The organism is Mycobacterium sp. NBC_00419 (assembly GCF_036023875.1).
Taxonomy (GTDB): Bacteria; Actinomycetota; Actinomycetes; order Mycobacteriales; family Mycobacteriaceae; genus Mycobacterium.
In genome coordinates this window covers 3,373,934-3,391,836 of the sequence record NZ_CP107931.1, presented here as the reverse complement: position 1 = coordinate 3,391,836, position 17,903 = coordinate 3,373,934, and the positions used below count along the sequence as shown (strand labels likewise).

At 67.0% G+C, this 17,903-nt stretch carries 16 protein-coding genes; 6 read left to right on the top strand and 10 right to left on the bottom strand.

The genetic code is table 11. The features are described from left to right. Positions 1 to 6: 6 nt before the first annotated feature. The 3 genes from nhaA to OG976_RS16015 are packed head-to-tail and all read right to left on the bottom strand — an operon-like array spanning position 7 to position 3,579. Entirely contained in the window at positions 7 to 1,821 is a 1,815-nt protein-coding gene (gene nhaA / locus OG976_RS16025) for a Na+/H+ antiporter NhaA (protein ID WP_442930342.1), read from the bottom strand. Then, a complete protein-coding gene (locus tag OG976_RS16020; protein WP_328350499.1) occupies positions 1,818 to 2,918 on the bottom strand; it encodes a glycoside hydrolase family 76 protein in 1,101 nt (366 codons plus the stop codon). Before OG976_RS16020 ends, nhaA begins: the two co-directional genes overlap by 4 nt. A 16-nt stretch (positions 2,919 to 2,934) precedes the next feature. Continuing rightward, positions 2,935 to 3,579 carry a TrmH family RNA methyltransferase gene (locus OG976_RS16015; protein ID WP_328350497.1) on the bottom strand — a complete coding sequence of 215 codons (645 nt, stop codon included), beginning with the start codon at positions 3,577 to 3,579 and terminating at the stop codon, positions 2,935 to 2,937. Positions 3,580 to 4,271: 692 nt separating this feature from the next. Between OG976_RS16015 and OG976_RS16010 the strand changes: the two genes are divergently transcribed. Genes OG976_RS16010 through OG976_RS16000 form a run of 3 tightly spaced genes read left to right on the top strand, consistent with a single transcriptional unit; the run spans position 4,272 to position 9,018 of the window. After that, complete coding sequence (locus tag OG976_RS16010; protein ID WP_328350495.1) at positions 4,272 to 5,024, top strand: hypothetical protein; 753 nt, start codon at positions 4,272 to 4,274, stop codon at positions 5,022 to 5,024. Further along, a complete protein-coding gene (locus OG976_RS16005) occupies positions 5,021 to 7,162 on the top strand; it encodes an Rv1355c family protein (RefSeq protein WP_328350493.1) in 2,142 nt (713 codons plus the stop codon). The genes OG976_RS16010 and OG976_RS16005 overlap by 4 nt, the downstream gene beginning before the upstream one ends. After that, on the top strand, positions 7,159 to 9,018 hold the full coding sequence (locus tag OG976_RS16000; RefSeq protein WP_442930341.1) for a putative bifunctional diguanylate cyclase/phosphodiesterase: 1,860 nt from the start codon (positions 7,159 to 7,161) through the stop codon (positions 9,016 to 9,018). The genes OG976_RS16005 and OG976_RS16000 overlap by 4 nt, the downstream gene beginning before the upstream one ends. Here OG976_RS16000 and OG976_RS15995 read toward each other — a convergent pair whose 3' ends face one another. Further along, positions 9,019 to 9,804 (bottom strand): hypothetical protein, encoded by a 786-nt coding sequence (locus OG976_RS15995; protein ID WP_328350489.1) that lies wholly within the window; start codon positions 9,802 to 9,804, stop codon positions 9,019 to 9,021. It lies immediately after the preceding gene. A gap of 206 nt (positions 9,805 to 10,010) precedes the next feature. On the opposite strand from OG976_RS15995, the gene OG976_RS15990 reads away from it, so the two are divergent. Together OG976_RS15990 and OG976_RS15985 are read left to right on the top strand one after the other, a co-directional pair. Beyond that, positions 10,011 to 10,709 carry a TetR/AcrR family transcriptional regulator gene (locus OG976_RS15990; RefSeq protein WP_328350487.1) on the top strand — a complete coding sequence of 233 codons (699 nt, stop codon included), beginning with the start codon at positions 10,011 to 10,013 and terminating at the stop codon, positions 10,707 to 10,709. Beyond that, complete coding sequence (locus OG976_RS15985) at positions 10,693 to 11,355, top strand: ScbR family autoregulator-binding transcription factor (protein WP_328350485.1); 663 nt, start codon at positions 10,693 to 10,695, stop codon at positions 11,353 to 11,355. The genes OG976_RS15990 and OG976_RS15985 overlap by 17 nt, the downstream gene beginning before the upstream one ends. Before the next feature lie 3 nt (positions 11,356 to 11,358). Here the strand turns inward: OG976_RS15985 and OG976_RS15980 are convergent, their stop codons facing one another. The 5 genes from OG976_RS15980 to clpB all read right to left on the bottom strand — a co-directional run bounded on the left by OG976_RS15980 (position 11,359) and on the right by clpB (position 16,607). Beyond that, a complete protein-coding gene (locus OG976_RS15980) occupies positions 11,359 to 11,757 on the bottom strand; it encodes a PAS domain-containing protein (RefSeq protein ID WP_328350483.1) in 399 nt (132 codons plus the stop codon). 18 nt (positions 11,758 to 11,775) lie between these two features. Then, positions 11,776 to 12,315, bottom strand: coding sequence for an orotate phosphoribosyltransferase (gene pyrE, locus OG976_RS15975; protein ID WP_328363631.1), 540 nt, complete (start codon positions 12,313 to 12,315; stop codon positions 11,776 to 11,778). Between the two features lies 1 nt (position 12,316). Next, the gene (locus OG976_RS15970) at positions 12,317 to 13,093 is read right to left on the bottom strand and encodes an SDR family NAD(P)-dependent oxidoreductase (protein ID WP_328350481.1); all 777 of its coding nucleotides are present in this window, start codon (positions 13,091 to 13,093) and stop codon (positions 12,317 to 12,319) included. Positions 13,094 to 13,114: 21 nt separating this feature from the next. Beyond that, complete coding sequence (gene ttfA / locus OG976_RS15965) at positions 13,115 to 13,903, bottom strand: trehalose monomycolate transport factor TtfA (protein WP_328350479.1); 789 nt, start codon at positions 13,901 to 13,903, stop codon at positions 13,115 to 13,117. 157 nt (positions 13,904 to 14,060) lie between these two features. Beyond that, positions 14,061 to 16,607, bottom strand: a complete 2,547-nt coding sequence (gene clpB, locus OG976_RS15960; protein ID WP_328350477.1) for an ATP-dependent chaperone ClpB — start codon at positions 16,605 to 16,607, stop codon at positions 14,061 to 14,063. A gap of 152 nt (positions 16,608 to 16,759) precedes the next feature. On the opposite strand from clpB, the gene OG976_RS15955 reads away from it, so the two are divergent. Continuing rightward, positions 16,760 to 17,083 carry a hypothetical protein gene (locus tag OG976_RS15955; RefSeq protein ID WP_328350475.1) on the top strand — a complete coding sequence of 108 codons (324 nt, stop codon included), beginning with the start codon at positions 16,760 to 16,762 and terminating at the stop codon, positions 17,081 to 17,083. 4 nt (positions 17,084 to 17,087) lie between these two features. On the opposite strand, the gene OG976_RS15950 is transcribed toward OG976_RS15955, so the two are convergent. Further along, the gene (locus tag OG976_RS15950; RefSeq protein WP_328350473.1) at positions 17,088 to 17,834 is read right to left on the bottom strand and encodes a 3-oxoacyl-ACP reductase family protein; all 747 of its coding nucleotides are present in this window, start codon (positions 17,832 to 17,834) and stop codon (positions 17,088 to 17,090) included. Between the last annotated feature and the right edge of the window lie 69 nt (positions 17,835 to 17,903).

Sequence of the window (17,903 nt, the reverse complement as noted above, 5' to 3'; positions counted from 1 at the left end):
ACGAACTCAGCGAGGTCTGGTGGCCTCCAGCGCACGGATCAAGCTGGCCGAATCGTAGGGTCCGCGGTGCCTGATCCCGTTGACGAAGAACGTCGGCGTCCCGTTGAGGTCCATCACCTCGGCGTCCTGAGCGTCATCCTCGACGCGGTGCAGCACCCTGGCCGAGTGCAGGTCGTCGTCGAACTGTGCGATGTCGCAGCCCACCTGGTCGGCGTAGCGATAGATGTGCTGCCATTCCAGGAAGTCCTGGAACTCGAACATCGTCGCGCCCATCTCGAAGAACTTGCCCTGCAACGCGGCCGCTTCGCTGGCGCGCGCGGCATCCAGTGATCGCGGGTGCACCCGTTCCAACGGCAAATGGCGCCACACGTACCGCAATTCGTCGCCGAAGTGTGCCCGAACCTCATCGATCGAACCGGTCGCCCGGCTGCAGAACGGGCACTCGAAGTCGCCGTACTCGACCAGCGTCAAGGGTGCCTCGGCGCGGCCACGGATGTGATCGCGCTCGGGGTCGACGTCGCGCACCAGCTTGAGCCCCACCGGAACCGGCGGGCTGAGCCGATCGGTGAGCCGAAAAATGGCCCAGCCCAACGTGAATGCCAACACCGACGCGAACAGCACACCGACCCGGGCTAGATCCTGGGACCTCGGATCCTTGATGGCGATGTCAACGATGAACAGCGCGATGGTGAAACCGATACCGGAGAGTGCGGCGCCGCCGGCCACCCGTCGCAAGGTCAGACCCGGCGCCAACCGGCCGAGGCCGGAGCGCTGGACCAACCAGGTGGCGCCGGTGATACCGATCAGCTTGCCGGCCACCAGGCCGACGACCACACCCCAGGTCAGCGGGGAACCGACGGCCTCGGCGATCGTCGCGGAGTCCAGGTGGACACCGGCATTCGCCAGCGCGAAGACCGGCAGTACGCCGAACGACACATACGGGCCGAAGGCGGTCACGAGTCGCTCGTTGATCGAGATGGAGTCGCGCAGGCTGCGGGTGGCGGCCCGGGCGTACTGCGAGTTGGGCGACTGCCGGAACGCCTGGATCACCTCGACGGCCGCCTCGACCCGCTGGCGCTCCGGGGTGAACACCGGGATGAGAAGTGCGACAGCAACTCCGGCCAGCGTCGGGTGGACTCCACCGGCGAACAGCGCCAGCCACAGCCCGACGCCCAGGATGGAATAGCCCAGCCCGCGGGCCGCCGCGGGCAGATACCGCACACCGACCAGTCCGGCCAGCAGGACCACCGCGATCAGGAGGGGAACGACCCTGATCTTGTCGGAGTAGAACAGCGCGATCGCCACCAGGGCACCGACATCGTCGACGACCGCCAGCGTCAGCAGGAATGTCCGCAGCCGCGCCGGGTACTTCGGGGCGATGATCGCCAACGCGCCGACCAGGAACGCAGTGTCGGTCGAGATGACCACACCCCACGCGCGGGCATCGTCGCCGGAGGGGTTGAACAGCAGGAAGATCAACGCGGGCAACGTCAGCCCGGCGAGTGCGGCCACCACCGGAACCAGCGCGCGAGACCGCTCGGTGAGCTCACCAATGGTGAACTGCGCCTTGACCTCCAGGCCGACGATGAAGAAGAAGAACGCCATCAGGCCGTCGTTGACCAGTTCCTTGACGGTCAGCTCGGCGTGCATATTGCCGACGCTCAGCCCGACAGAGGTTTCCCAGAACTCCGAATAGGTATGCGCCCAGGGGGAATTCGCCCACAACACCGCGGCCAGCGTGAAGGCCAGTAGCAAAGCTGCCGCGGCATTCTCGCCGAAGCGTTTGGCGGTCGGGTCACGACCGACTCGAATTGCCCTCACAGGGACACCGTGTGTGCGGCCTCCATCAGCATCCATCCTGACAGCTGCACGGACAGGTCGCGCTCCGGCATCGCTGACGAGTGCACCGCGCCCTCGATGAACTGTGCTTCGGAGCCACCGGCCGCGGGAACCTCGGCCGTCTGGTCCCAGAAGGCGCCGAACAGCGGCAGCCCGTCGACGGTCTGGCGGTTGTCCCAGGCCGCTTGTGCCGAGGCCTGCACGATCCTGCGGGCGGTGTCGCGCGCCGCAACATCCTCGGCCGCGTCACCCGGCAGGTCAGTCGCCGTCAAAGCCAGGTACCGGGCGGTGATGCCGGAGAACAGGCCGCCGTCTCCGCCGCCCGCACCCTTGATTACGCCGCCCGGCGCCATGTGCGCATCGATGGCGGCGACCAGTCGCCGCACCCGCGCGGGATGCCGCGCGTCGGCGGTCCGCACCGCCAGTTCGGTTTCCAGGCCCAGCACCACACCCTGGCAGTAGGTGTACTGGGCGCGCACCAGCGAGCCCGCCTTGATGCCGTCGAACACCAGATGGGTCTCGGGGTCGATCAACGTCTCGTCGATCCAGTCGGCCATCTGCTGAGCACGACGCAGCCGGTCGCCGTGGCGGGCCAGGAAGATTCCGGCCGGACCGTTGGCGGGCGCATTGAAGAACTGATCCTGCTTGCGCCATGGGATTCCGCCGCCGTCCTCGGGGACCCAGGATTTCACGAACTGCTCCGAGAGAGTCTTGAGAGCACGCTCACGATCGACGCCGGCGAGCCGGCCGGCACGCTCCAATGCCAGCGCCAGCCACGCCATGTCGTCGTAGTAGCTGTTGGTCCAGCGGCCGTTGTTGCGGATTCGGTGCCCGCGGATCTGCCGGGCGATACTGGTCAGCCGCTGCGGCTGCGGGTCGCGGGCCTGCGCGTCGACCAGGCAGTCCAGCAGATGTGCCTGCCACCAGTAGTGCCATGTGCCGTAGGACGAGTCACGGCGGGTGGGCGGCCAGCCGACCACACCGAGCTGGGTGCCGGGAAGCTGCCACAGTCGTTTGAGGTGTCGCTTCGCGATGGCGGCCTCGGCGCTGGCCGCCCGGTTCGCCCACAGCTGGTCCATGGTCTGCAATCCTGCCCTACCAAGCGCGGGAAAGGTCGGCCCACTGCCTGATCCAGGCGTGCATGGCGATTCCCGCCGCAACCGCGGCATTGATGCTGCGGGTGGAACCGAACTGGGCGATCGACACCGTCAGTGCGGCGCCGGTGTGCGCCGCCGCCGAGATGCCGGGCCCCTCCTGGCCGAACACCAGCAGGCAATCTTGTGGCAGCGCAGTCGTTTCCAGCGGAACGGCGCCGGGGATGTTGTCCACGGCGATCACGGTCAGCCCGGCTTCGGCCGCGAAACCCAACAGCGCCTCGGTGCTGTCGTGGTGGGTCAGGCGTTGGTAGCGGTCGGTGACCATGGCGCCACGGCGATTCCAGCGCCGACGTCCGACGATGTGCACGGAGTCGACGGCGAATGCGTTGGCGGTACGGACGACGGCGCCGATGTTCGCGTCGTTGCCGAAATTCTCGATCGCCACGTGCAGCCGGTGCCTGCGACGGTCGATGTCGGCGATGATCGCGTCCCGGGTCCAGTATCGGTAGGCGTCGACGACGTTGCGGGCGTCGCCGTCGCGCAACAACTGTGGGTCATACCGCGGATCGTCGGGCGGGTCTGCGGGCCACGGCCCGACACCGGGCGCCCCCGTGGTCCATTCGGTGGGACCGGTATCAGTCACGGGTGATCCACACGGCGGCGGCGGGCACGATGGGACACTCGAGCACCCTATGCGCCTCGCTGCCGCCCCGCCCCGCACCCGGGGCGCCCGGCGACACAGTGAGCTTCAGCGCTTCGCGCATTGGCTACCGACCCGGGCCGCTGAGATGGCCCACCCACCGCCCGGCCCGAGGCGAAACGCCACCGACCGAAAGTTTGCTGGGCAAGCTCGTCGCGGATGCGTCGAAAATCGGTTCTGCGCGGTTCGGAAACGCTGCGTCCCGGACCGCTCCGGCACCCTCTCGCAACGCCATCAGACGCGTCGCAATCGGCCTTCCCGACGGGCCATCCGAGGGCCGTTGTGGCCCGTCAACCCCGCTTTGAACGTGTCGAAGACCACCCAACCCGCCGGTAACGACACTCTCCCTCGCGCCGATCGAAAGTGTAGGGTCTCGCGACCGGAATCCGACCCCACCACCTGTGACCTCGGTCATTGTCGATTCCGGACATCAAGTTCCGGGTTTCGCCAGTGTGGGTTTGCCATCGGAGGTAAACCCTACTGCCCAGTAGGCAATGTTTTTCGGGCTGACGGCTGGAGTCTTGGCACCTTTGAGCGAGATACTAATAGTTGCGTAATCCCATAACTGGGGATTACACAACCGTGGCGTGACCTGCGGCAACCCCGTACGCAAGCCGTCTGATGGATGGGAAACGATGAACACTTCCGTGCTGGCCGTTCATGAGGAAACCCTGTACCAACTGCCTGAAACGATTAGCTGGCAGGACGAGGACACGGGGTGCACCATCGTGCTGGCTCAGCCCGACAGCGAACCCACTCTCTGGCAAGACTACCTGCAGGGAGCACAGCGCAACTACCAGAAGCACGGTGTGGAAGCTGCCCTGGACCTGGATTCTTTCAGCGACGGCCGCGACACCACGCTGTTCTACACCGCGCTGGACGCCGACGGTCGGGTGGTGGGCGGCCTGCGCGCCAAGGGTCCGTACTTCGATGCCGACGAGTCGCACGCCATCGTCGAATGGGAAGGACAGCCCGGCCAGGATATGGTCCGCAAGATGATCACCGACCGACTGCCGTTCGGCGTGGTCGAGATGAAGTCCGCGTGGGTGTCCGACGACCCGGAGCGGGCCGGTTCGTTGACCAACACCTTCGCACGGACCGCGTTCCCCACAATGTCGTTGCTCGGAGCGCAGTTCATCATGGCCACTGCCGCGGCACACGTGCTCGATCGGTGGAGCTCATCCGGTGGTGTCGTGGCGAGCAAGGTGCCCGCCGCCGCCTACCCGAGTGACCGCTACCGCACCAAGTTGATGTTCTGGGATCGGCGCACGTTCGCCAACCACGCCGCGCCAAAGCAGCTGGCGAAGATCGTCAAGGAAATGCGCATGCTGGCCGCGCTGTCCGACGAGTTCAGCGGCTTCGGCATGCAGTACGGGAGTGGCATGTGAGTTTCGACGTCTCCGCCGATATCGGCGCGGACGCCCACAGCGCACAATTCCTGCACAGCGACGAACCCCACCACACCGCCGAGCTGGATCGGCTGCGGTCTGACGCAACCATCGAATTCGTCGACCGGACCGCCGAATTTGCGGACGCTCTGCGGGCGCTGCGTCCGACACCCGATTCGAGCCTTCTCACCGAGCCGACACGCTGGGCCTACTACCCGTGGCGGCGGGCGGTTATCGCGATACCCGGTCCGCGGGCGTTTCGCCGGCTGCGGCTGGACCGCAACCGCAACATGATCACCAGCGACGAACAGGACCGACTGGCCACCCTGCGTCTCGGCGTGATCGGACTGTCGGTGGGCCATGCGATCGCGCACACCCTGGCCGCGCAGGGACTGTGCGGCGAGCTGCGTCTGGCCGACTTCGACACCCTGGAGCTGTCGAACCTAAATCGAGTTCCCGCAACGGTATTCGACATCGGCGTCAATAAAGCCGTCGTCGCCGCCCGCCGGATCGCCGAACTCGACCCCTACCTACCCGTCAGCGTCTCGACCGCCGGGATCACCCCGGACTCGATCGACACGTTTCTCGACGGCCTCGACATCGTGGTCGAGGAGTGTGACTCCCTGGACATCAAGGCGGCCGTGCGCGAGGCCGCCCGCGCCCGCGGCATCCCGGTGCTGATGGCCAGCAGTGACCGTGGGCTGATCGACGTGGAGCGCTACGACCAGGACCCCGCGCGGCCCATCCTGCACGGGCTCCTCGGTGCGGTGAGCACTGCCGATCTGGCCGGGCTGAGCAGCAGCGACAAGGTTCCACACGTGCTGCGGATCGTCGACGCCGCACGCCTGTCCGACCGCGGGGCGGCATCACTTGTCGAAGTCGGCCGCACCCTGTCGACGTGGCCGCAGGTGGCCGGCGACATCGCAGTCGGGGCGGCCAGCGTGGCCGAGGCGGTCCGCAGGATCGGTCTCGGCGAGCCGTTGCCATCGGGGCGGGTGCGCATCGACGTCGCCCGCGCCCTCGACGATCTGGCCGAACCTCCGCAGCCGCCAACGGTCCCGCCCGCCGACGCCGCACCTGGCCGTGACCACAGTCTGGAGCCGGTGCCGGTTGCTGTCGCCGCCGCGGTGCAACGCGCCCCGTCGGGGGGCAACATGCAGCCGTGGCACATTGTGGCTCAGAATGATTCGGTGACCGTCGAGATGGCAACGAAGTACACCTCGACGATGGACGTCGCCTATCGGGGCAGTGCGGTGGCCATCGGCGCCTCGATGTTCAACGCCCGGGTGGTGGCTGCCTCGCGCGGCGCGCTGGGCCCGGTCACCTTCACCGAGGGCACCGGGGCGGTTCCACTGCGGGCCACGATCCAGCTGGCCGACGGCCGGGACGACGCGCTGGCGGCGCTGTACGGCCCGATGCTCGGCCGGGAGACCAACCGGCACCGCGGCACACCGACACCGTTGGACGCAGCGACTGTGGCGGCGCTCAAGGGTGCGGCACAGGCCCAGGGCGGTGTCCTCCGGCTGCTGACCGAGCGCGCCGACATCGAACGCGCCGCCGAGATTCTCGCCGCCACCGATCGGATCCGCTATCTCGAGCGCCGCCTGCACGCCGAGATGATCTCCGAGCTGCGCTGGCCCGACGAGGACACCAGCGACGGACTCGACATCCGCGGACTCGAACTCGAGCCGGCCGATATCGCCACCCTCGACATCCTGCGCCGCGGCGACGTGATGGCGCGGCTGGCCGCCTGGGATGCGGGCACGGCCCTCGGCGACGACGTGTCCAAGCGGGTCCACAGCAGCTCAGCCCTCGGCGTGGTCACGATGTCCGGACACACCCTCACCGACTATGCGCGCGGCGGCGCGGCCGTGGAAGCGGTGTGGATCGCAGCCGAGCAGCACGGTATCGGGATCCAGCCGGTGTCACCGGTTTTCCTCTACGCCCACGACGACGGCGACCTGGCCGAGCTCGCGGCCGACCACGTGCCGGCGTTGCGCTCCCTGCGACAGCAGTTCCGCGACCTGACCGGCACCGAGCCGACCGAAGGCCAGGCCCTGGTACTGCGATTCATCCACGCTCCCAAGCCCTCTGTGCGGAGTCGGCGCCGGCCACTGGATGGCGAACAGACTCGATGAACGTGCCGCACCGCCTCGACAATCTCGTCACCGAGGTCGCCACCCAGTTGATGGCGGCGACCTCGGCCACGTCGGCGGAAGTCAGTCGTGATGTGCTCGCCGAACTGGTGGCGACCTTCGGCGTCGATGTCAGTTTCCTTCGCTACAACGACCATTCGATCCGCGCCACCAAGCTGGTCGCCGAGTGGCCGCCGCGGCCCGAAGTTCCGGATCCGGATCCGCTCGGAGTGGTCTATTTCGCCGACGCGGACCCGATCTTCGCGGCTGCTGAGCATGCCAAGGAACCGGTGTTCTTCTCCCCCGAGCCGGTGGAAGAAGAGGCCGAGGACTACCAGCGCCGCGTCGCGGAGGCCGGCTACGCGCTGCCCTCGCTGGCCTCGGTGCCGCTGTTGTCCGGCGACGTCACCACCGGGGCGCTGGGATTCATCAAGTTCGGCATCAAGGACTGGTCGCCGGAAGAACTCAACGCGCTCCGGGCGATTGCATCGCTGTTCGCCCAGGTGCAGGCACGTGTGGTCGCCGAAGACCAGCTGCGCTACCTCGCCGAGCACGACGACCTGACCGGCCTCAGTAACCGCCGGGCGTTGCTGGCGCATTTGGACGAGCGCCTGCGCACCGGCAAGCCGGGCCCGGTGTCGGCGCTGTTCCTCGATCTCGACCGGCTCAAGGCCATCAACGACTATCTCGGCCACCACGCCGGTGACTGGTTCATTCGGACCTTCGCCGAGCGGCTGCGGGAAGAGACCAACGAAGCCGACGTGATCGCACGCCTCGGTGGCGACGAGTTCGTGGTGGTTCCTGCCGCTCCGATGGGTGCCGCTGAGGCCGAGTCGCTGGCGTACCGGCTGCAAGCGCTGCTGCGTGAGCGGGTGGCGATCGGTGGCGAAATGCTCACCCGCACAGTCAGTATCGGCGTCGCACTGGGATCACCAGGACGGGACACCACCTCAGATCTGCTACGCCGTGCCGATCAGGCGGTGCTCAACGCCAAAAATGCCGGCGGCAACAAGATCGCGGTCTTCACCGACGAGATGTCGCTGAGCAGCGAGTTCCGCAACGACATCGAATTGCACCTGCAGGGCGTCATCGAGACCGGTTCGCTGATACTGCACTACCTGCCCGAAGTCGACATGCGCACCGGTGAGGTACTGGCGACCGAGGCTCTGGTGCGCTGGCAGCACCCGACCCGGGGACTGTTGCTCCCGGACTCGTTCATCCACGTCGCCGAATCCATCAACCTGGCAGGCGAATTGGGCCGCTGGGTCATGCGCACTGCGTGCGAACAGTTCAGCCGCTGGCATGCCCAGGGCATCGGCGAGAACGCGACGCTGCGACTCAACGTCTCACCGGTACAGCTCGTCACGGACGGATTCGTCGAGTCGGTGCGGGATGCCATCGAGGAGTTCGGGCTCGACGGCAAGTCGGTGTGCCTGGAGATCACCGAAAGTGTTGTGGTGCAAGACATCGAGACCACGCGGACCACACTTGCCGGGCTCAAGGAAGTCGGAGTGCAGGTCGCGATCGACGACTTCGGCACCGGCTACAGCGTGCTGACCCACCTCAAGTCCCTGCCGGTCGACACCCTCAAGATCGACAAGAGCTTCGTGTTGGACCTGGGGTCGAACCCCGGCGATCTGGCGATCGTCCGCGCGGTCATCGCGCTCGCGGAAGCCTTCGAGCTGGAGTTGGTTGCCGAGGGTGTGGAACACGAAACTGCGGCGTTGACCCTGCTGCAGCACGGCTGCTATCGCGCCCAGGGTTTCCTGCTGTCGCGCCCGCTGCCCGCCGACGCGATGGCCGAGCTGTTCGCCAAGAAGTTTGTCTCGGTGGACTTCAACGCCCCCAAAGGGCGCTGATCAGCGCTGCTGGAGCAGTTCCACCCGGCCGAAGCGGCTGGCCGCACGGCTGACGATGGCAACCTCTACCTCGATGTCGCGCAGTTCGGGTTGGGCGGGCCACTCGGCACCGCCGGGGGCGGGCCCAATCGACAGCGCGACGCCGTCCAGCGCCCGCACCAGCCTGACCCCGGAGGGACCCTCGATGGCCGCTCCGGCCACCCGCCCGTCCTCGAAGACCAACCGCTGTATGCCCGTTCCGTCGCTTTCGATGTCACGCTCGCGGGCCTGATCGGCCAGCCAGGCCGCCAAGGCCGGGCCGGGCCGGTCGGCGTCGGGCCGATAGCTCCCGAGCACAGCCGCACCAATCGCGGTGCCGGACTCGCTGCGCATCGGGGTCATGCCGTCCGGCACGCCGCTGTAGATCACCCCGAACGGGGACACCGCGCACTGGGCCGCCCAGTCCCGCAGTCGGGAGCCGACAAACGGCGCGATGGCGGCGTGCTTGCCCTTCTTCGGGATGACCGGCGGAGGTTCGGGCTCCGCGCGGACCAACGGCACCTCCAGGTTCCCCGGGACCCGGGTCAGGGTTCCGAGGTCGTCGATCATCGCCTGCAGATACCCCAGCGTGTCCTCATCGGAGAGGTCGGACGGCGATACTGCGTCGGCGAAGGCGACGCTGAGGCCGAGATCGGCGCACAGAATCGCGTGGGCCAACACGCCTGGACCGCTTCCGGCGCAGACGACGTCGACGACGTCATCCCAGTACAAGTTGGAGAACGGTTCAACATCATCGTCAGCAGTCATCGCCGCCAGCCTCGAGTAGCCACCTTCGGACCCTGAACCGAGAGTACGCATCGTGCGATTCTTCCATACTTTTCCGCTGGTTTCCTGCGGCCTGCATGACCTCGAGTTCTACGACAGCCATGTTCTACTTTGATCCGTCGGGAAACACCCTAAGAAACGGGTTGTGCGTCAGCGGTGCTGCATAATCGACAGTCGCGGGGGCACGGATGAAATGGATTCATTTGGTCATGCAGCTGGGCGACAAGGCGACCGACACGACGCGCACGCAGATCATGCGCGCCGCGTGCCGGGAGTTCGCCGACAAGGCCTACAGCTCGGTGAGCCTCGATGACATCCTGACCAACGCCGAGGTCACCAAAGGCGCGATGTACTTCCATTTCCGGTCCAAGCACGCCCTGGCTGAGGCCATCATCGACGAACGCACCTGCATGACCCGCGGCTCGATCAGGGAGATCATGGGCCGCAAGCTCTCCGGGCTGGAGACGATCGTCGACATCGTCTACCTGGTCGCGGCCCAGGACTACACGACCGAGGTCGGCCGGGCCGGACTGAACCTGATGGACTCGGTCGGCCGTATCGAAGGTGTGCAGGCCAAACGCCTCGACGAGTGGGTCAAGGGGATGGCCACGGCGGTGGCCCGCGCCGTCAACGAAGGCGACATCGCCGAAGGCCGTGATCCCGAAGACGTCGCCCGCCTGATCATCTCGATGTACACCGGAACCAGGCTGACCACCGAACTGAACAATGCCGAGCAGTTCCTGCGCAACATGGAGACGAACTGGAAGCTCATCCTGCCGGGGTTCGCCGCACCGGACCGGATCGACTACTTCAGCCAGTTCATCGCGCGCCGGACCGTCCATGCTTTGAAGAACTGGAGGACCCACAACGATGGGCCGTCAAGCTAGAGCGGAGGTCACCCGCGCCAAGATCATCGACGCCGCCGTTGATCTCTTCGATGAAATCGGCTTCGCTGCAACAGGTCTCGGTGACATCATCGGACGAGCCGACATCACCAAAGGTGCGCTCTACTACCACTTCGACTCCAAGGAGTCGCTGGCCGCAGCCATCATCGAGGAGGCCACCGAGCGGGTGATCGGAACCTTCCGGGAGATCGCCGGCTCATCGTCACCGGCGCTGGAGAACATGGTGCACGGGTCGTTCGTCGTGCTCGGCCTCATCGCCAACGACAAGCTGGCCCGCATCGGCCGCCAACTGGCGCGTGCCCTCGGCCAGTTCAGCGGCGCGGGTGCACAAACCTACCGAGACTGGAGCGCAGTCGTTTCCGGGCAGGCCCACAAAGCCGCCGAGGAAGGCGATCTGAGGGACGGAGCCGACCCTGACGTCGTCGCCGCGACGATCATCGCGGTGCTGCTGGGCGTCGAACAGTTGTCCGCTGCCCTCAACGCGGGCTCCGACATGCTGGTGCGGTTGCTGTGGTCCTGGCAGCTGTTGCTGCCCTCGATCGCTGCCGAGGAGTCGCTGGCGTACTTCCAGCAGTACCTCGCCAGGGAATCGGTGCGGTTCCACCCGGGCGAACCCCAGCAGGGCTGACGTCTACTTCTCGTCTTCCCAGAGTTGCTCGGTGAGGTCCTGAAAAGTCGCCAGCGCCACCGGGTCGTCGCCACGCAGCAGTGCCGATCTGCTGAGCTTCGCGCGCACCGTCGAGCCGTCCGCATGTCGCAGTTCCACCAGCAGGTCGGCGTATGCGCGAACAACGGAGACCACCGACGCGTCCGGCACGCTGCCGAAGATGTCGTCGAACTTCATCGCGAGCACGTCGTGAACCGGAAACCCGACCATTGCACCGAATGCCGCGTTGGCGAACAGAATCGTCCCGTCTTCCCCGACGGCGAGAACCGGCACCGGCAGACGCTCGAGCACCACCAGCGCAGGCATCTGCTGAAGGGTTTCCAGCGGTGACTGGTCAGACCGCCCCTGCTGTCGCCGCTCCATGACCCGGGTTATCCCGACTCAGGCCAGACCGAGATCGGCCAGCCCGAGGATGCTGCGGTAGGGCACGCCCTCGGCTTCGATCGCCTCGGCGGCCCCGGTCGCCCGGTCGACCACGGTCGCTACACCCACCACCGTGGCACCCGCGTCACGGACCGCATGCACCGCCGCCAGGGCCGAGCCTCCGGTGGTGCTGGTGTCCTCCACGACGAGCACCCGCTTACCCACCACGTCGGCACCCTCGATCTGTCGTTGCAGCCCATGGGCTTTCGCCGACTTACGCACGACGAAGGCATCGATGGGTCTGCCAGGTGCATGCATGACGGCGCCGGCCACCGGGTCGGCACCCATCGTCAGTCCACCGACCGCGGCGTAGTCCCAGTCGGCAGTGAGCTCGCGCATGAGCCGGCCGATGAGCGGCGCGGCCTGGTGATGCAGAGTCGCCCGGCGCAGGTCGACGTAGTAGTCGGCCTCTTTACCCGAGGACAGGGTGACCCGGCCGAAGACCACCGACAGCTCCCGCACCAGTCGGGCGAGTTCGTCGCGTTGATCGGAAGACAGTTCAGGTGCGGTCACGGCCACGTCCAAATCCCTTGGTGAGCGCGCGGACCAGCCCGCGCGGAACGAGGCGTCCACCGGTTGTCAGCACCTTGTACTGCAGACCGGGAACGCTGATGACTTTGCCCTTGGCCACATCGGCCAGGCTTTCGGCGACCACGTCGTCGACGTTGAGCCACATGATGTTCGGGATCGACTTCATGTCGATGCCGGCGCGCTGATGGAATTCGGTGCGTACGAAGCCCGGGCACACCGCGTGAATGCTCACGCCGGTACCGCCCAAGCCGTTGGCCAACCCCTCGCTGAACGAGACCACCCACGCCTTGGACGCCGAATAGGTCGAGCCGCGACCCGACAGCAGTCCGGCCACACTGGAGATGTTGATGACCGTGCCGGAACCGGCGGCCAGCATCGACGGCAGCGCGGCTCTGGTCAGCTGCATCACCGCAGTCACGTTGACGTCGAGCTGTGCCTGCAATGCCGCGGGATCGGCGGTCCAGAACTCACCCGAGGTGCCGAAGCCGGCATTGTTGACCAGCACGGCAACCCCGGCGGCAAGCCGGTCAGCCACCGCGGCCCGGTCGGCTGCCACGCTGAGGTCGGCGGCCAGCACCTCGACATCGACACCGTGGGCGGCGCGGAGTTCGGCGGCGAGGTCCTCGAGCCGCTCCGCGTTGCGGGCGACGAGGACCAGGTTGTACCCATCACGGGCATAGCGGCGGGCGTAGCCGGCGCCAAGGCCTGACGTGGGCCCGGTGACGAGGGCGACGGGACGGGACACGACGTGACCCTATCGAAAAGGTCAGCGCTGGTAATTGGGGGCTTGCGTGCCGGCCTGGCTTGAGCCGCGCGGCTGCTGCGGACGCAACGGGGGCGGCGCGTCGCTGCGGCCGGTCGGCAGCTCACGGCGACCTGCCGGTGCCAGCGGCCGACCCGGGGACGCGTTGCGCCGGCCCGCCGACTGGGCGAGCACACCCTGCTGGGGCAGCGGCGGCAGCACGCGCAACAGATCGTTGAACTGCCGCACGGTGCGCAAGCCCTCGTCCCACTGGGCGCGGCTCGAGGTGATCGGCATGGACACCAACGTCCAGTTCTGTTCGTTCCACATGATTTCCGCACAGTCGGGTGCGGTGTGGGCGAAGGTGACCATCCGACGGTCGCAGGCGCGACGGGCGGCGTCGAGGTTGGTGGAGTACACCATCCGCGGGCCGATGGCGCCGAGCAGCCAGATGTCGTTCTCGCGCGGCTCGGCGATGCCCTTGAGCCGCAGATCCATCACGACGTTGGTGCCGACCTTGCGGTGCAAGGCGATGACCGTCGCGACGTCCTCCAGATCGAAGATGTACACAGCTTCGCCGCGGATCTGGCCGAGGACCACGTTGCGGGCAGTGACCTCACCGACCGTCGACATCACGCCACGGGTCCAGCGGCTGACGATCTCGCTGGACTCGGGCTCGTAGTCGAAGCCGTGGGAGCGGGCCCAGGACTTGCGACGCCGGCCGAGGCCGCGGCGTCGGCCGAGGTCGATGTATAGCAGCACCGCCGCGCCTACGAAGCAGAGCGCGGACAGCGTGAACCAGAACGGAACCATTAGCCCTAGCGTATCTGCTCGCGGGCCTCTACGGAGAATCTCACCAGGTCACAACCGGATCACACCTGCGGCCGAACACCCCTGCTGCGCGAGCGGACGCAAACTCGCATAATTCTGGCTCCGCCAGTGCGAGTTTGCGTCTGCTCGACCAAGGACGTCAGCCCAGAATCAGCGATTCGCCGTCCGGCGACACGTCGACCGGCACCACGTCACCGTCGTGCACATCACCGGCGAGCAGCAGCTTCGCCAGCTGGTCACCGATGGCCTGCTGCACCAGCCGCCGCAGCGGACGAGCGCCGTAGACCGGGTCGAACCCGCGGTCGGCCAGCCACTTCTTGGCCTCCAGCGATACCTCGAGCTCGAGGCGACGCTGGGAGAGCCGCTTCTGCAGCTGGGCCAGCTGGATGTCGACGATCTGCACCAGCTCGTCGGGCTTGAGGCCCTCGAAGATCAGCACATCGTCGAGCCGGTTGATGAACTCGGGCTTGAACGCCGCCCGCACCGCCGCCATCACCTGCTCCTCGCTGCCACCCGAACCGAGATTCGAGGTCAGGATGAGGATGGTGTTACGGAAGTCGACCGTGCGGCCCTGACCGTCGGTCAGCCTGCCCTCGTCGAGAACCTGCAGCAGCACGTCGAACACGTCCGGGTGAGCCTTCTCGACCTCGTCGAACAGCACGACCGTGTACGGCCGGCGACGCACCGCCTCGGTGAGCTGACCGCCCTGGTCATAACCGATGTACCCGGGTGGGGCACCGACGAGCCGGGCCACCGAGTGCTTCTCGCCGTACTCGCTCATGTCGATGCGGACCATCGCCCGCTCATCGTCGAAGAGGAAGTCGGCCAGCGCCTTGGCCAGCTCGGTCTTGCCGACACCGGTCGGGCCCAGGAACAGGAACGAACCTGTCGGCCGGTTGGGGTCGGCCACGCCGGCCCGGCTGCGCCGGACCGCGTCCGACACCGCCTGCACCGCCTTCTTCTGGCCGACGACTCGCTTGCCGAGTTCGTCCTCCATCCGCAGCAGCTTGGCGGTCTCACCTTCGAGCAGCCGTCCGGCGGGGATGCCGGTCCATGCCGCCACCACATCAGCGATGTCGTCGGGACCGACCTCTTCCTTGAGCATGACGTTGGCCTGGGCCTCTGCCTGGGGCAGCGCGGCGTCGAGCTTCTTCTCCACCTCCGGGATACGGCCGTAACGCAGCTCGGCGGCCTTGGCCAGATCGCCGTCGCGCTCGGCCCGCTCGGATTCACCGCGCAGGTGGTCGAGCTCCTCCTTGAGGTCGCGGACGATGTCGATGGCGTTCTTCTCGTTCTGCCACCTCGTCGTCAGCTCGGCCAGCTTCTCCTTCTGGTCGGCCAGTTCAGCACGCAGCTTCTCCAGGCGTTCCTTGGAAGCCGCGTCCTCTTCCTTGGCCAGCGCCATCTCCTCGATCTCGAGCCGGCGCACCAGGCGTTCGACTTCGTCGATCTCGACGGGGCGTGAGTCGATCTCCATCCGCAGCCGCGATCCGGCCTCGTCGACCAGGTCGATGGCCTTGTCCGGCAGGAAGCGTGAGGTGATGTAGCGGTCGGACAGTGTCGCGGCCGCCACCAGCGCGGAGTCGGTGATCCGGACGCCGTGGTGCACCTCGTAGCGGTCCTTGAGGCCGCGCAGGATGCCGACGGTGTCTTCCACCGAGGGTTCGCCCACCAGCACCTGCTGGAAACGACGCTCCAGGGCGGCGTCCTTCTCGATGTACTTGCGGTACTCCTCGAGAGTGGTGGCACCGACCATCCGGAGTTCGCCACGGGCCAGCATCGGCTTGATCATGTTGCCGGCGTCCATCGCGCCTTCGCCGGTCGCGCCGGCACCCACGATGGTGTGCAACTCGTCGATGAAGGTGATGATCTGCCCGGCCGAGTTCTTGATGTCGTCGAGCACGGCCTTGAGCCGCTCCTCGAATTCACCGCGGTACTTCGCACCGGCGACCATCGACCCCATATCCAGAGATACGACGGTCTTGTCCCGCAGGCTTTCCGGAACGTCGCCTGCCACGATGCGCTGGGCCAGGCCTTCGACGATCGCGGTCTTGCCGACGCCGGGCTCACCGATGAGCACCGGGTTGTTCTTGGTGCGGCGAGACAGCACCTGGATGACGCGACGAATCTCGTTGTCGCGCCCGATAACCGGGTCGAGCTCGCCTTCACGGGCCCGTGCGGTCAAGTCGGTGGAGTACTTCTCCAGCGCCTGGTAGCTCGCCTCGGGATCCGGGCTGGTGACCCGGGCGCTGCCGCGCACCTTGACGAACGCCTCGCGCAGGGCCTGCGGAGAGGCGCCCTGTCCAGTGAGCAGCTTGGCGACGTCAGAGTCGCCGGTGGCGAGGCCGACCATCAGATGCTCGGTCGAAACGTACTCGTCGTCCATCTCGGTGGCCAGCTGCTGGGCAGCGGTGATCGCGGCCAGCGACTCACGCGAGAGCTGAGGCTGCGAGGTCGCACCACTGCTCGTGGGCAGCCGGTCGATCAGGCGCTGATCCTCGGTGCGGACCGTCGCCGGACTGACGCCGACTGCCTCGAGCAGCGGCGCGGCAATGCCGTCGGCCTGCGTGAGCAGCGCCATCAGCAGATGGGCGGGCCTGATCTCCGGGTTGCCGGCCGCACTGGCAGCCTGCAACGCGGCGGTCAGTGCCGCCTGGGTCTTGGTGGTCGGGTTGAAAGAGTCCACGACACCTCCGTTTCTTCTAGAAAAGCTTGTCGAGGTTTACAACGCCGCCAATCTTGAGTCTGTTCCGCTCAAGTCTACGAATTTCGGCGAATCTACGGTAGGGCCTTCCGGCACATCTTTTGCCACTCCACATTCGAACATATGATCGATCAGTGGGTGAGCTCACCTCGATCGGATACAACGGCCAGCCGGTACGGCCGTCGTTTCGGGCGGTCCACCCACCGATTGCGGTGCTCGTCGACTTGACCGTGCTGTTTCCGCGCGCACCGCACCGCACCGGCACCTATCAACCACACGGCCTGCAGATGCACAAGGTCGTCGAAGGAACGCTCAGCTGCTGGGGCCTGTGCGAGCAGGGCGACTGGTGGGGCCTGGTCAGCTACGAGATCGCCTACGGCAGCAAGCGCAAGACGGTGACGCACTGGGTGCCGGCGTGGACGCTCAAACCGAGCACCAGGACATCGGGCAGCAGCTGATGTCCTAGACGACGAAACCGCCGTCGACGGTGACGTGGGCGCCGGTCATGAATCCGGACTCGGGGCCGGCCAGGAAGCTCACCATGGCGGCGATGTCGCGGGTGTGGCCGTAGCGCCCCAGCGGGATGATCTGCCGGAGGCTGTCGGCGAACTCACCCTCGTCGGGATTCATGTCGGTGTCGACCGGGCCGGGCTGGACGTTGTTGACAGTGATCCCGCGCGGGCCGAGTTCGCGGGCCAGGCCACGGGTGAACGACGCCACCGCGCCCTTGGTCATCGCGTACACCGAAAGCCCCGGACCCGGCACCCGTTCGGCGTTCACGCTGCCGATGTTGATGATCCGGCCGCCCTCGCCCAGGTGCGGAACCGCGCTGCGGGCCGCCCAGAACACGCCACCGATGTTGATCGCCACCATGGTGTCGAACTGCTCCGCGGTGATGTCCTCGATGGGGGCGATCTCGGCGACGCCGGCATTGTTCACCAGCACGTCCAGTCCCCCGAGTTCGGCAACGCTCTGCTCGACCGCGGCCGCGACCGCGGTGGGATCGGCGGCGTCGGCCCGGATCGCCACCGCCTTGCCGCCGTTGGCCGCGACGTCGGCGACCAGCTTCTCGGCTACCGTCGCCGAGCTGGCGTAGGTGAAGGCCACGGCGGCGCCGTCGGCGCTCAGTCGCCGCACGATCTCGGCACCGATTCCACGCGATCCCCCGGTTACCAGTGCTCGCCGGCCGGCCAGTGATGCTGTGCTCATTCCCGTTCTCCTGAAGTCGTCGTGCGGTGACGTGCCTGCCTTCGGGTCAAGCCTGGCAGCGACAACGAG